Origin of the sequence: Ohtaekwangia kribbensis (assembly GCF_042676245.1) — a bacterium.
Classification (GTDB): domain Bacteria; phylum Bacteroidota; class Bacteroidia; order Cytophagales; family Cyclobacteriaceae; genus Ohtaekwangia; species Ohtaekwangia kribbensis.
In genome coordinates this window covers 973,327-989,351 of record NZ_JBHTKA010000007.1, presented here as the reverse complement: position 1 = coordinate 989,351, position 16,025 = coordinate 973,327, and the positions used below count along the sequence as shown (strand labels likewise).

Below are 16,025 nucleotides of genomic sequence, written 5' to 3'. Positions count from 1 at the left end.
TTATATCAAAATGCTTTAATTCTTTTTTTCATAAGCATGACTTCTATTACTAGAACGATCCTCATACTGGTATAAATTAGGATCGTTCTCTGCTTCAATTACTTCTTTACGAGTGCTGCCTTTCTCCTTATGCATCTCCTTTCTTTTCTTCCACTCCTCTCCTGGCTTATGACCTAAATCTGTTTTTTTAGGATCCAGCGCCTTCTTAGTATTAGGGTCTATCATTTCACCGTTCTCATTTTTTGGCTGATTTTCCTTCACTTTCTCAAGAGTCTCTTTTCTTGGTTTGACCCGGTTAGCAGTAGGATCCTTCTCCTTCTTTTCTGGTTGACTAGTTTTCGATTCTCCTGAATTAGTCGTGCTATTTAAAGACTTAACTCCACCTAGAGATTGAGCAGCATCTACACCAGGAGTCGAGTATGGAGTAGCATTACCCATAGCTTCTAAAATTTGCTTACCATATGCCTTAAGTCCAATAGCTATAGTAGTTAAACCTGCCGCTATGGTTGCACCCTCTGCAACAACCGTTACGCCTTCAGCTACTGCAATAGCTATAGGAATACACAACGGGCAATCACCATCAGGATCATTATACCTAATAGGATTGTTAAAACTATAATTATATGGGGTTAATGATACTAGGCCACCTTCATCAGCTAACGGATCTACCTGCCACCATCTGTCTATTGCAGCATCATATACTCTATACTTGGTAGCATCAATGTTTAGATCTAGTTCATCTAATCTTTCAGCTCCTTTATTATACAAGTATCGATTCTTCAGCGAGTTGTCTCTCTGATAATCACCAAACGTCAATCCAAACGGATAATATTCCTGCGCTTGTATGACAGGCGATTTTGTATGCTCCACGTTAAAGTCATCAAAATATACCTCAACCTGGCTTCCGCCTAAAGCCACGTTGTCATTGCTCAGGTAAAGATAAACATATCCTGGTTTCTTTATCACCAGTTCTTTTGAAAGTAGCTCATGGGATACGTCTGTTCCGTTTTCTTTGGCGACCTCGGTTATTCTTACAAAACCTCCGTCCAGCACGTTGTAATCTCTATCGAACACGATATAATTCAGATAGGCTTTTGGAGCCGTGCCTGTTTCATTGCTCTTGCTCAATAGGCTTGTAAATGGATCTGCTGCTCCGCCCGTGCTTCCTATTGCGCCTCCATCTATATACGTTCCTGTCGCGGCTGTTCCATTGGCAATGGATGTGATCAGGTTTGTAATTGCCGTGGACCAGTTAGCGGTATTGGTATCCAGATACTTCGCGTATACTTCGGCTTTGATAACATCCCCCGGCATTACGCTTAATGATTTAGCTAAACCAGTCCGTTCATTAGCCGTACCGTTGAGACGCGTTGAATAGTATGTGGTGCCTGCATTTGTGTGATCGAATAATTCAAAGTTTACTTTTACAGCTTCGTCATAGTATAAAAATTCATTTCGCTCTGATGATTCATTGGCAGTCTCCATCGTAGCTACAGGGCTCTCCACTTCTACTTTAGCAGTAAATGTTACGCGCACGTTGCCCAGGTGATCCTTCAGGTGATACTGATACTCCGGAGTTGTGCCTGTCATCACCACACGACCTTCTTCGTGGTTGATGAACTTTAGCGTGTCGTTTTCATAAAATAACTCACCTGCGTAATCAGTTTGCTTCGTTAGCACACTCGCGCTGGTATATACCTGCTGGCATAATTTCCTGCTGGTGGCATCGTAAAAGTATTTGATATACTCTCCACTTACTTTTGTCACCTGCAGCGGCAGATTCATGTGGTTATAGGTAATTGTAGCGATGTCTTTATTCTTATCGGCAACCATGCTGCCGTTGTTATCATAGGTATAGTCATCGCTGCCTACATTTCCATCGGTAAAGCCTTGGCGAATATCTCCGGCATCGCTTACACCTAACAGCTTGTTGCTCTTGGCTGCTCCTGTGCCATAGTCGTAGCTAAGTACATCCATGGATATACCGTCTTTACCTTTTCGGGCAAGTTCTTGCAGGTTACCGTTCAGATCATACTTATAACCGGCTTCTGTAAACGCTTCACTTGCAACCGTGTTATCATCAGCATCTTTATGCTGTGGAAGTCCCCAGCCGGAAATTTGTTTCTGTCTGAAATTAGCACCGGCAATACGGTTCATTGCATCGTATGTATAGGCGTACGCATTCTCCTTCACATCATCAAAGCCCTGGCTGTTGCTCCAGCGCATGGCTGAGATGTTACCATTGAACTGAGGTGTGTTATTTAAGGTTGATACGGTTTCATTATAGGAGAGATTCATCCCAAAGTGATCGCGTGGATCACTGCTCTCATCGGGCGCTAGATCAGCATTATTTATTCTCGTAAGCCAGCCCCTAATATTATAGCGCATATCAACATGCTGCTTAAAGCTGGTGCCCTCATTTTCCGAATGAAGCATTTTCGTAATAAGTTGCCCCAACTCATTGTATTCATTCTCTACCAATAGAACTTTCGGTGTTGCATTTACCTGGTGCCATACTTTCATCAGGCGGCCGGCATGATCATAATCAAACGTGCGTGTTATACTGGTAGATTTTGCTGCAAACGATGCTCGAACATCCAGTAAAGTTGCACCTGGCGTATACAACGATGCATCTACACGCAAATCTGTAGTAGATGCTGGTGAAGCTCCCGCTGTGGGCGTTATCTTCCTGCCATTGCTACGGTATGTAATCGTTGCTCCTTTTCTTTCAATACGAAGCACATCGCCTGTGGCCAAGCCTGCACCCTGATAACGCTGGCTTCCACTTTCATAAAGACGCATAGAAAATGATGAATTCATCATATACCACGCATAATTAATACTGGTATATCCAGCGTCCGGGTCCGAGGACGCAAGCCCTATCATACGATTTCGAGTAGTCTCTGAAACAGTCACTTCGATCCAGCCATCCTGACCGGCAGGTAAAATTTCCTGGGAAGATGCTCCGGCAATCCAACCATCAGCACCTGCTCTAGTCAAGATGTTATTCAATGTATTTACTGATGCAGGGCTAACCACATTTGTCCAGGTCACTGCATAGTCTGTATGGGTATTTTTCGATTCTCTTACCTTTCCAACAAAGTCATATATATTGGTTATCCGATCAGTGCCACCATGCATATCATTGGAAACAGTCTGTACCACCCGGTACTTATCATCATAATAGGATGCAGTAATTATATAATTACCTTGCCCCAATACTTTACTCTTTGTTCCTGTAACCTGACCAATAACTCCTGTGAAACTGTTGCCTGCCACATCGTATTTATATTGATTTGCTAACTCATCTGATTTATAGTTATATCGATCATCGTTGATCACATTCTTATAGTCATACGAGTCGTAATACGTTACAGTAAGTACATTTAGCTTCGTTACATCTGTTGGAAATACCGTATTGGTATACCCGTGAAAAGTCGTGGTTCCATCAAAAGTGTCGTAAAAAGCTGTCGTACTGATTTGAGAAGCCATCGTTGTCTGATCAACAGAAGAGGCATGCGTATAGATCGCCGTAACAATAGGACGGTTCAATGCATCATACTTGGTTACAAGCCACTGGTTATTCTTACGCTGCTCACCATCCTGCGTCATTACCAACCGATCACGATTGTCGTATACCATATATACCCAGTCTGCACCCGGCACTTTCTTATGTGTCATACGCCTGCGACCATCATATTTGTACTGAAAGCCCCAGTTGTCAATAGCCAGATTTATAGCTGTTTTTACTTTGATGGGCTCACTCATAATCGTGACTCCGGCAAATGATGTATTCGTCATTCTGATCCGGTATATACCCTCGTCACCGGCAGCAAAGGAATTTTGCACATAACTTGTAGCTGTGCTCCCTTCATTCTGACTAGTCTCATCCGACCAGTTACCACCACCTTGCTGCTTCTCCCAAATAATAGTTCCGTTGCTTCCTGCTGCACGTCCCGGTATAGTCAGTGACGAGCCTAAAGAAGGTGTAACAAAAAGAACGTCCTGAATATTTTTCTGGGGCGTTAATACCAATGAACGAAAACCTGCTCCCACCAGCGGTTGTAGCGTACCAAAGTCAAGGCGATTGTAAGAAACGTTCAAATATAGGTTGGCTTTATTTACATGGGTAGTGAAGTCCGGTAAACTGGTAAGTTCATTATAACTGAAGTTCGTACTGTTGAATACAGGCAGTGATAGCAGTCCGGAAGGTAAACTCGTGAACTGATTCTTTAATCCATTTATACTGGCCAGCACTGTACATGTAGATATCGAGGAAGGAAACGCTCCGGTAAACTGGTTGTTCGAAATATTCATGGCTGTGACTTTCGTCCAGCCATTAAAAACCGTTGCAGGAAGCTCACCACTAAATCGGTTATTATAGATATAGAACGTCACCATCTGGTTCAGTGCCGAAAAGCCTGCGGGGATGGTACCCGTAAGTTGATTGTCGTTAACATAAAAGTATTTCACTTTCGTAAGGTTAACTAAGCTCGAAGGCAAACTGCCACTCAACTTATTGTTATGAATCTGGAAGTAAACAAGGTTAACAAGGTTACCGATCGATGAAGGTATAGTTCCGGTGAGTTGATTACCATATAGATATAGGTTCACCAGCTTCGTGAGGCTACCAATTTCAACGGGAATTGAACCACTCAATTTATTGGTATGAAGCGTAAGGGTTTGAAGATTTATCAGATTATTTACAGAGGAAGGAATGGCACCGGTTAACTGATTCGTACTTAATCGTAAATCCACCAACGTAGTTATGTTCCAAAGAGAAGCTGGAATGTCTCCACTTAACTGATTCGTATACAACCAAAGATTAACCAACTTCGAAAGGTTGCCAATGTTGGATGGAATGCCTCCAGTGAGCGCGTTCTCATAAAGATACAACCCAGTAAGATTAACCAGGTTACAAATACTAGAAGGAATGATACCCGTCAGATCATTGGCATGAAAGCCTATGTAGGTAAGTGCCGTGGCATTACCAATGTTGCTTGGTATGCTACCAGTCAATTTATTATCTGCAAACGACACCCATTGCAACCCGCTTATATCAAACAAAGACGAAGGAATCGTACCCGTCAGACTACAGGTATAAAGATATACATATTTCAAGGTACTGATTTGTCCTATGGATGTCGGTATACTTCCGGTAATACCGCGATTGTTATACAGGTTGATAGTATTCAGCGCCTGCAATGTTCCTATTTCAGAAGGGATTGTTCCGATTAGGTTATTGTTCCCCAGCGCTATGCTCGTAATATCACCATTGGTTACCGTCACGCCATACCACGTACCAAACTGGGCACTGGTGGCGGATGTAGGCCAGTTTCCACTAACAGGCCAATTGGTTTTATTAGTCCAGCTAGCGCCACCGAGATTATCATATATAGCCTTAAGCGCTGCGAATTCAACAGCATCCGGTACCGCATCAACAGGTGCAGGCGATTTAGCATAGCCACCAGAATTTAATATTCCGGTGAGTATAATCGTTAAAAGAAAAACAGGTAAAGTAGATCGCATCTTGCCAACTATTTATAGCGTGGTAATTTTTACAATTTTAATTTCATAGATCACAGGCAGCTCATCGTCTTTACCAAGCAGCACCCGGACTGTGATTTCATTATTGGCACGTTCAAAGGTTACTGTACCCAGTTGATCGCCATTCTTAAACTGGTATACAATGGAGCCATTATTACTCACATTACTCCAGCTTCCTCCTATATCGTTTATCGCATAAGTATACTTGATACTGCCATCGGCATTGTGCCATTCAATTCGCTCAGATCCGTATGTAACGAGCTTTTCATTTTCAGATTGAGTACGCTCACCCTTGTTAACATCGTCAATGTACGATACATGCCACTTCAGATTGTCTGTGGTTATATTCTGTGCACGCAAGGAAACACCAGCTGCCACAAACAGTATCGATAGTATTATCTTTATATTCATATAAACCCGATGTTAGTTGGATGAAAAGGATGATTTAATAGCCGCTACAGCTTCAGGAGGAAGTACAACCACCAGGTTTCCGAAGTCATCGTAGATATAGTATGTCTCGGCATAGAGCTTCGTTCCGCTCTCCTCCTTATACTCTACTTTCTTCAGAATAGTCTTACCTTCTTTATCAACATACTCGATCACTTCATGATCGTGTTCATCGGTTATCTTATTAGCATATAGCTGATTGGCGGCATAGTACGTGAGAGAATTAAATACAACATTTTTAGTTGTCAAATCATAGTCAAAATATAGCACTTCGTTCTCACCATTAGCCGAGTATGCTTTCTTAATCGATCGATCATTCTGTCCAACAGGAAGCGCCTGAGATACAACCCCCGGAGCACCCTGTTTCAAAATACGATCAAGTGGCGAGGCCTCCATTATAGACTCAGCAAACGGTTTCTCATCGTGCGCTACATCATTCGTGTTCTTATAAAACAAATACTGATCTCCATCGGTATAACTACCTGCATCATATAAAGCATTGGGCTTGAATGAACCCGGGGTTGTAGCACTGGTAAAGGGTAAATATTTCTTTACTTCCCGCCCATAAGCATCATACTCCTGTGGTGAAACAATATCATTTTCACCGGGGCTACTTTTCGTATCAACAGTTTGTATAGGGCGACCTAGTCCGTCAAAATATTGAACCGTCTGATTTACCTCTTCTATAGGTTTATTCGTTAACTGAGATGGATCTTTTACGCCATCCGTCAACGGAGTATTGACGATAACATAATTCTTATCCTGACTCGTCTGGGCATTGCAAGTCAACAGTATGGACACACAAAGCATAAAGGTATAGAGTATACGCATGACGATTTTATAGTTCTTTTCTTCTATTATCTAATTTATAGCTACAGTGGTAATAAGCACTCACTGCACAATTTATTTACCGGTTAACATAGTTATATTCAAAACTCTTGATGATATCACCTTTTCCATCTTTCATAGACTTCAGGCGGCCATGTGTATCATAGTCAAAGAAAGTTGTTCTGTTATTCGGATCGGTAATGCTTTTTACCCCCACGCCTGGCATATAGGTATAGGTTTTCATCTGTGCTGTACGATTACATAATCTTAACTCATCTATTATACTGGAACCACTGATGATTATCGTAGTGGCTGTTTGTACTGTAGCCGTAAAGTAAGTCCAGCCATTTGTGGTTTCGCCTGCAACTGGCGCAACGCCATTCACCGTAACATTAGAGGACTGCGCCCAGAAACTTACCGCATATACTTTAGTATTATCAACTGATTTACTGATAGCACCGGATGCCAATGAATAACTAGTTAAACCAGTATAGCCTGAATTTTCTCTGCTGGCAGATGGAACAGTCCAGTTACCGGTACCATCCTGTTCAAAGCTTGTATAGGCAAAATGATCATTGGTCGACTGAACAATCTCTGCTATCGGATATGCTGCATTATATCCCCAGATATAGTCTTTACGAACTCCTTCGCGCGAACTTACAGTTTTCAAATTCTGATTACCATCATAGGCATAGCTTGCCTTCCATTTATATTGACTCGGTATCAATACAGCAGGATCGTGTGTGACAGTTTCTGCGGCCTCCGACTCATATAGATATAGATCCTGGAAACTTCCGTTATCTGTGAGTGTAATGAGACTTCCTTCTGTCAGAATATTGTCAACAAACTTTTCCTGCTTGATTGGAGAATTCACAATATGTTTATTCTTTAGAATAGTGAAGTTTCCAAGTTCATTATAGTCGCCTATATATTTCATTCGTTCCTCCGATACTTTCCCATCACTTGTTGTCTTCTTCACGCGGCCTAAAAACGAGTGAATCGGATTGTCATAGAAGTATTCAGTGAGATTTGTTATTGGGTGTTGGCCGTTTTCGTCATAGGTGGTTTCTCTTGCACTTGAGAGATAATGCCAGTACGCTATGTTTCGATATTCAATGGCATCAAGATGGTCTAAAGCGTATGGCAGCGTAACCACATCTTCCGTTCTTCCATAACACGGATGCTGGCCTACCGCAACATAACGATTATCTGCACCTGGAGCCACGCAGTTTACATTATCACCAAAACCAAACACCCACCAGTGACTGTGATCAGCTATACATTTATAATCATAGTATATCTTGGTACGATTTTCATCATTGCAAGCAATGGAAGTATTATATACCAGTACGGGGGTATATTTCTTTCGTACAACTAAAGCTTTTACTTCTGATTGATTTCGTGTGTCGCTGACATAGGTATTCTCTGTTTCCTTCAGTAAAACCAGGTTTCCACTTGCTTGCTTATAGTACCTTACACGTTTTTCAAGTCCGTTATCCCAGCCGCTATTAGTGGAGGACGCATTTAGAATATTGCTGAAACCCCATACCAGTTGGCCATCAATATCCGGGTTGATCGTAAACTCATGTTCATCTGCCCCTTGACTGAAATCAGTACCTTTCACTGTTGTTACATATTGGTAAAACACGTTACTCCCATTTAGCGGGTACAGGTTGAATTGGCTACTCGAATATAGTGTGGCATAAGAGCAGACAAGTGCGGTGCCGGTCGTCACCCCCGGCAAATGAATCATACTTGCTGCGTAGTAAATCGGAGAAACTGTAGTCTGTCCTGAAGAAATACCAGGTGATGCTATTTTTTCGTAGTAATAGCTTTTCATTTCATCCTGTCCGGTTAATGCATCATGATTTACAGTTCGCAAAACGCGCAAACCTCCCGTAATCATGTTGGCTGGTACTTGTGTCGGTTGGGATGGCAGGTACGATGAAGAAAAATATGCTGATACAATTTCGCCCGTAGCACTTACTGAAACCTGATAAGAGTGATCACCATATACCTGAATGTCATCGCTTGATATCGTACTTTCCCACTCAGCTGTCCCGCTATAGATAATTGTAGATGTTGTCAAATCCCGCACAGTCATTTGAGCTATATGGTGCAATGGATCAACATCATCCTCAGAATCGTATTCTGCACTTGGACTATTGTTGAGACTAAACACCATGAATTGATTAATATTAGGTGTAAAGGACAACGTCTTTGTAACTGTTGTCTTAAAGCCGGTACCTTGAACAGGTTGTTGTAATGAAACAGGCGTAGGTATAATTGTATTATAACCACGGTATGTATTCGGCTCGTATAGCAGCGTGGTGAAACCGCCGGTGGGGTAAGTCACCTTAGTCAATAATCCCTTGTTACAAACAGCGGCAGGCTCCCTATTACCACCAATACCTGTAAAAACCTTCCGTCCGAATTCATCCCTTATCTCTTGCGCATCTACAGGTACAAAGTATTGGTTAGTCCTTCCATTGAAATAGCCCCAATGGTCCTGTGCAAAAGACAATCTAGGAGGCAATCCATTGATGTCATTATACTCAAATGAATGAGAGCGTATACCTGTACCGTTGCTATCTTTTTCGTGCACCGCTGTTAAAAACATTCGATGCTTCAACTCTTCTGTAGTCAGTGAATTAGAATATTGCGTAGCGGTAGAAAATGTATAATCAAAAGAAAAACTTTTAAGTAATACATTGGCAGCACTCTTAATATTGATGCCGTCAAGCTTATAATCATCCAGATCGGTACGGGTCTTGGTAGCTACAAATTCTATCTCGCCAAAACTCGATGACCATATCCGCTTTAAATACCTGCCGGTTATATACATCGTATTCACACAAGTCGATGACGGCTGATCAGGGCATTGGGTTTCCACGCTTACAGAACCTGTTCGGGCTAATTTCCTAGTTATGTTCTGCGTTACCCCCAATGGATAAGAATATACACTTCCCTCGTATTCTAAGTAAATAACTTCACCGGTGGGATGTGAGACTTGCGTAAGGTACCAGGATGTTTCTCGCTTATGCTCATACGATCGTCCACATTCCGCACCAACACTACCTGTCTTTGAAGTTTCCGATTCACCAAAAGTATAAATGATTCCATCCGGAGTAGTGATTGTGAAAACGCTCTCTTCTGTAGAAGTGTCCAGCGATCGCGAAATTTTAATATTTTGAAAAGGCATAACAATCGCCTTGCCTGAACGGTCAAACAGAAATTTTCCGGTATACCCGGAAAAATTGAAAGTAAATAAGTCCGGCTCTGAATCGAAAAATTGTTCATCGGCACATCGCTGCAAATATTCAAGAGCTTGTGGGTTGTTGCTATTAAAATTTTCCGGATACAGTTCATAGTTTGCATCATCATCGGCAACATCACGAACCACACGGGTAATCACCCCGCCAGATTCCAAAGACCAGTTCATACCTACCCAGGAAGCAAGTTGATCTACCTTAACACCACTGGAGCTATAGGTCAAAGTCAGAGGCACAGATAAATGCTTTGTAGCAAATTGATGAAGAGGAATTTGTATACTAGGTGTACCGGTAGAAAACCCTACAGGTACTAAACCATACTTACCAAGCTCAGTGGCTGTAGGTGACGGCGGCAATATGTTTGCTGAATGCTCGAAAGCACTCGTTGTTTGAGCAAACGAAATACTTTCTATGGATAAACCAAAAAGTGCGACAAGTATATATTTACACATATAGTTAAATGCTAATTGTAATCCCACGCGCAACCGCTATAGTAATGAACTATAGTATTACTGGGTCACTAAACAAACCGGATAAATTATTAAAGAAGAGTAATATGAAGCGTAGAGGAGCCTCACAAGAATGCCTCCGAAGACACAATGCCACCATCTCATTTTCATCAGGTTAGGATTTCGATGAATTATCACTTTTCATCGATGTGCAAACATACAAAAACGTCAGGCAACTTGAACGGCAACTATTATTTTAATTTTTATTCCAATTTTAGGAATCTCCTACGTCAGCAAGCAACGCTACCTAACTACACTCATAATCACATATATACACGATATCCAGCTATCTCCAATAAAACAACAGGAGGTTGCCTCAATGAGACAACCTCCTGCGAAAAATAGAGGGACTATAGACGGGGAATTAATAGCTTGCGTTCTGTACCAAGTATCCCGGAATCTCTGAAGCTCCATCTATTGCTGACTGCGGAATCGGGAAAAGACGTTTACGTTTATCAGTGTCTGTCTTTTCGGTCCATGAACCTTCATATTTACCGAAGCGTATCATATCGGTTCTGCGTTGCATTTCCCAATAGAATTCAAAACCACGCTCACGGAAGAGTATATCCAGGGTCATTTCACCAAGCGCTGGTGGCGTAATACGCGCTGTACGTGAAGCTCTCACTGTATTTACATCTGTTAACGCATCGGCTGCGTTGCCTTTACGAAGCTTTGCCTCGGCACGCATCATATATATATCTGCCAAACGTAAAATGATGATATCAGCATCGCCTTTGTTACGACCGGTATCAGACTTCTTGCTGAATTCATACTTCAACACTCTGTAGCCGTTGCTATAACCACGACCTGCTTCGGTAAAGTTAACGAACTCAGTAAAGTTTACCGGAACACTCGCCAAACCACGTGTTCTGTTAAACAGCTTGCCAACTTTATAGTTAGCACCACCATCTCCACATCTCGTGAAAGGAGTTCCGTTGGCAGGAGTTTGCAATCCATATTGCTGTCCTCTTAATATACCTCTGTCAATTTCGAAAGAAGCGCCTGTCATACAAGAGTCTGCTGGTATATTCAGATTCTTCTTATAGAAGCGTGAATCTTTGGTAGCAGGATCTTCTCCACCATACGCATCTGTCCAGGAATGATAAAAGTCTGGTGTAATGGCTGGTCCATCCGTTCCATTTGCTTTTGGAAACTCTGGCAGCGGAAACTGATCACCTGACAATGAGAAGTACGCAAGACGATTGTGACCGTTCAGATCAGAACGCTGATCTACTGCAAAGATTAGTTCTTTATTAGTATGGTTCTCATCATCAAAAATCTCAAAGTACTCAGGTGAGAATTGATACTGTCCAAGGGCAACAACTTTATCGCAATACTCGATCACTTTATCGAGATCTTCGGTGCTGAAGGAAAAAGAATCTGCATACGGATCGCGGTATACAGCAGCATTCAAATGTAATCTCGCAAGTAATCCCCATACAGCAGCTTGTGTTATACGGCCAGGACCAACGTTGTTACTAACCTGACTTTCTATTTCGAGCAATTCAGCTTTGATATACTCCACGGCATCATTTCCTCTCATGATCGTAGAAGTCTCAGAAAGATTATCTTTTACGAATATCAAACCAAAAAGATCAAGACTCAACATGGAGTAATATGCACGCATCGCTTTGGCTTCAGCCCAATATAGTTTCGCTGCGTCTCCTTCCATTTCAGCAAGTGCGTTGATAGCTGTAACTGAACGGGTAACTCCTTGAATGATGATAGATCTCCAGGCATCGTTAACCGGAACGTTCTGACTGGTAGGATTATGTCTGTGCAGATCTATATATATATTGTTATCACCCCAGTCTTTACCACCTCTGAAAGGTAGTATAGCTTCGTCCGTTGTAATTTCCTGAAGTGCAAAATATCGGGTATGCAAAAATAACTCGGGCATCGCTGCATATACCGGAGCAATAATTCCATCAGCCGCAGCTTCCGGACTAGCACCACCGGTCAGTGATTCATCCAATACTTCTTCTTCCAGATCAGTACAACTGTTCGCAAACAGAATGCTGAAGCAAAGAGACAGTAATAATATTTTCTTTTTCATAGATGTAGTATCTCTTAAAATGTAATGTTAAGTCCAAATACAATGGTGCGTGCTTTCGGATAGCTCTGGTAATCTATACCCCATGAAGTAATACCGTTAACAGTCTTATCTGTATTTACTTCCGGATCGTATCCATCGTAGCCTGTTATCACAAATAAATTCTGACCAGTCACTGACAGGCGAAGTGATTTTACCCAGTTGCTGAGCCCCAGCATTTCTGGTCTGAAATTATACCCGAAGGTTGCGTTGTTCAGGCGCAGGAAAGATCCATTTTTCAGGTAACGCGTTGACACATCACCGGAGTTCAGGTCAGATTCCTGCGGATACTCGATGGCAGCACTGGTTGTATTAAATGAACGAGACAAGTTTGTTCTGGTAAACAATGCGTTCTCTGTATTGTCGTATACCTTGTTACCTGAAACACCGTTGAAGTTTATTGATAAGTCAAATCCTTTATAACCAATATTACCGGTAAAGTTATACATCTTCTTTGGTAACGCGCTTCCTGCGGATATTCTGTCTGCATCGGTAATTTCACCATCACCTGTGTGATCTACGAAAACATTTTCTCCGTTCTCATCTATACCTGCAAAATCTTTCAGGTAGAATGTTCCGATCGGTTGACCGTTCACATATCCATTGGCAGTTGCAGAAGTTAATCCGGCTCCGTTGATTGTACCTGTTGTGATAATGGTATAAGGAGATCCTTCAACAACGTTATCGATAAACGTTATGTTACCACCGATACCATATGTAAAATCACCGTTTCCTCTGTTTTGATAGTTCAGGGCAAGTTCCCATCCTTTGTTGGTAATTTCCATGCTCTTCACATTTGTCCAATACGTTGGTGCAGGCTGAATTGGATCCGGAGGAACTACCTCAAGAAGTATATTATCAGAAACTTTGTTGAAGTAATCGATAGATCCTGAAAGTGCTCCTTCAAAGAAACCATAGTCAAGTCCTATATTGGTTTGCTGTGAAACTTCCCATTGAATGTTCGGATTCGCGAGACGGGAATACGTTGTTCCGGCAGGATAAGCTCCTGTAGGATTCAAAGGATAACTGGTAGACGAACCTACTGTTGTTGAGAAACGAGCTTGTGTAATTTTAGAAGGGATCTCCTGGTTACCGGTCTGTCCCCAACCTGCGCGAAGCTTCAGGTTGCTGAACGGAAGAGATTCCATGAACGACTCTTCAGAGATTCTCCATCCTAAAGCAAATGATGGGAATGTTCCATATTTATTGTTCGAACCGAATTTCGAAGATCCATCAGCACGTACTGTAGCCGTGATCAGGTAACGATCTTTAAACTCATAGTTTATTCTTCCGAAGAATGACTGCAGTTCGTTCTTTGTTGCAGTTCCATAAGGCTTGTTATTGTTATCACCGGTTAACAATACTTCTGTACCAAGTCCCGGGTTGTAACGAGGCTCAATTCCATTATCAGGGAATTTGCTGATACTCCACCAACGTGTCTGGAGGAATATCTTCTGATATGAATGTCCTGCCAGTAATGAGACATTGTGCTGTCCTTTTGTAAACGCGTAGGTGATATAGTTTTCAATAAGATTATTGTTATTGTTTACAAACGTTGAGTTCAAACGTCCGTCCTGCTGAGGTGTTGTACTTGGAAGAGCCTGCTCATCGCGTATTGAGCTGGAGTTGTCTATACCGAAATTGAGTTTATAAACAAGTCCTTTTATAATTTCCAGGGATGGAGATATATTACCAATGATTCTGGTTGTGCTGGTAATATCATCATTTAATTTTAAGCGGATCAATGGGTTCGTTACGTTGGGTATAATGGTAGGATTACCTGCATCATCATACGCAGCATACGTTGGGTTCATGCTTAACGCTGTACCAATGATATCGCCTACCGGAGGACGATTGTTCTCGGTATTGCTGGCGCTCAGGTTCAACTCAACCTTCAGTTTATCGTTCAATAATTCCTGTGTGAGATTGATACGCCCCGTATAACGTTTCATATTACTCTCTTTCAATATACCTTCCTGATCTTGCATACCAAGGGATGCGTAGTAAGTCAGGTTATCTGAACCACCACTCAGATTAAGGTTATGATTTTTCGTATAGGCCGTACGCATAACTTCTTTCTGCCAATCTGTTGAGGACCCGGCATCAATAATGGTAGCACCGGTTTCAGGTACATGCTGGCGGAACTCATCAGCAGTAAACACATCGATTTTGCGGGCAAGCTTCGATATACCATAATCTACATGGTAAGATAAATTGGCGTGTCCTGCCTTACCTCTTTTGGTTGTGATCAACACCACACCGTTTGCACCTCTTGAACCATAGATAGCAGTAGCAGACGCATCTTTCAATACATCCATTGTCTCTATATCCTGTGGGTTCAAAAAATTGAGCGGGTTTGTATCGCCACCTGTGCTTGAGTTGTCCAATGGTATACCATCCACCACAAACAAAGGCGTGCTTCCTGTCCTAACACCACCCGGGCCACGGATGGAAATAGTTTGTCTGGCACCTGGCTCACCGCTTACAGATGTAACATTTACCCCGGCAACTTTACCTTGTAGAAGCTGCTCCGGTGAGTTCATGATACCACGGTTAAAGTCTTCACTTTTAACAGAAGCTATCGCACCGGTTACATCTTTCTTGTCTTGTGTACCGTAACCAACCACTACAACTTCAGAAAGTGTAGAGGCATCGGCAACAAGTGTTACGTTGAGTACGGTTCTTTCACCTACTATAATTTCCTGTGATACCGTTCCTACAAAACTGAATACGACAACGGACTGACTTGATGATACCGTCAATTTAAAGTTACCGTTGCTGTCGCTCACGGTTCCATTAGTCGTTCCTTTTTCAACAACGCTAACGCCTGGCAATATTTCACCTGTATCATCTATTACTGTACCGGTAACCGTAACTGCTTGTAAAGGTGATGCATATAAACACACGGGCACGGACAGGAAGACCATTAGCACTGCATACATCAAATAATTACTGCAGCGGAGCAAAAGGTCTTTCCAGAAATAACTACTGTAGTTTTCTTTCATAGGCTTTCATGATTTAAAATATAGTATATGATTAGTTGGATGCACAAAGATGCTATACGTTCTCGGTCAGGATGCATTTAAAATCCGCGCAAATAAAATACTTCATCCCTCAGCAAGCTGAATTTTACTGTTACGGTTATATTAAGTTAATGCGTTCGTATGATGATCTGGGAGTAAAAGGAAGCACCCCGCATTCTGCAGCACATTACATAGACGATATTTTCAGGTTGCCTCCCTGACACTTAACTAAATATAATTTTTAAAATCGGATTGAAAAAGAGGTTCTATACTTTTTTGAGTTTCCGGATACATACTATATAAATCA

General features: G+C 42.0%; 6 protein-coding genes. All 6 read right to left on the bottom strand.

Going from position 1 to position 16,025, the window contains the following annotated elements:
• Positions 1-15: 15 nt before the first annotated feature.
• On the bottom strand, positions 16-5,529 hold the full coding sequence (locus tag ACFQ21_RS19185) for a GH-E family nuclease (protein WP_377581290.1): 5,514 nt from the start codon (positions 5,527-5,529) through the stop codon (positions 16-18).
• Between the two features lie 12 nt (positions 5,530-5,541).
• Entirely contained in the window at positions 5,542-5,958 is a 417-nt protein-coding gene (locus ACFQ21_RS19180; RefSeq protein ID WP_377581288.1) for a hypothetical protein, read from the bottom strand.
• 12 nt (positions 5,959-5,970) lie between these two features.
• Positions 5,971-6,825, bottom strand: coding sequence for a DUF6443 domain-containing protein (locus tag ACFQ21_RS19175; RefSeq protein ID WP_377581286.1), 855 nt, complete (start codon positions 6,823-6,825; stop codon positions 5,971-5,973).
• 76 nt (positions 6,826-6,901) lie between these two features.
• The gene (locus ACFQ21_RS19170) at positions 6,902-10,330 is read right to left on the bottom strand and encodes a hypothetical protein (RefSeq protein ID WP_377581283.1); all 3,429 of its coding nucleotides are present in this window, start codon (positions 10,328-10,330) and stop codon (positions 6,902-6,904) included.
• A gap of 637 nt (positions 10,331-10,967) precedes the next feature.
• The gene (locus ACFQ21_RS19165) at positions 10,968-12,659 is read right to left on the bottom strand and encodes a RagB/SusD family nutrient uptake outer membrane protein (protein WP_377581280.1); all 1,692 of its coding nucleotides are present in this window, start codon (positions 12,657-12,659) and stop codon (positions 10,968-10,970) included.
• Between the two features lie 14 nt (positions 12,660-12,673).
• Complete coding sequence (locus ACFQ21_RS19160) at positions 12,674-15,622, bottom strand: SusC/RagA family TonB-linked outer membrane protein (protein ID WP_377582048.1); 2,949 nt, start codon at positions 15,620-15,622, stop codon at positions 12,674-12,676.
• Positions 15,623-16,025: the final 403 nt, after the last annotated feature.

Excerpts from the sequence above, each read along its gene's own strand:
- ACFQ21_RS19175 (WP_377581286.1), bottom strand. The coding sequence starts at position 6,825 with ATGCGTATACTCTATACCTTTATGCTTTGTGTGTCCATACTGTTGACT.
- ACFQ21_RS19180 (WP_377581288.1), bottom strand. The coding sequence starts at position 5,958 with ATGAATATAAAGATAATACTATCGATACTGTTTGTGGCAGCTGGTGTT.
- ACFQ21_RS19160 (WP_377582048.1), bottom strand. The coding sequence starts at position 15,622 with ATGGTCTTCCTGTCCGTGCCCGTGTGTTTATATGCATCACCTTTACAA.
- ACFQ21_RS19165 (WP_377581280.1), bottom strand. The coding sequence starts at position 12,659 with ATGAAAAAGAAAATATTATTACTGTCTCTTTGCTTCAGCATTCTGTTT.
- ACFQ21_RS19185 (WP_377581290.1), bottom strand. The coding sequence starts at position 5,529 with ATGCGATCTACTTTACCTGTTTTTCTTTTAACGATTATACTCACCGGA.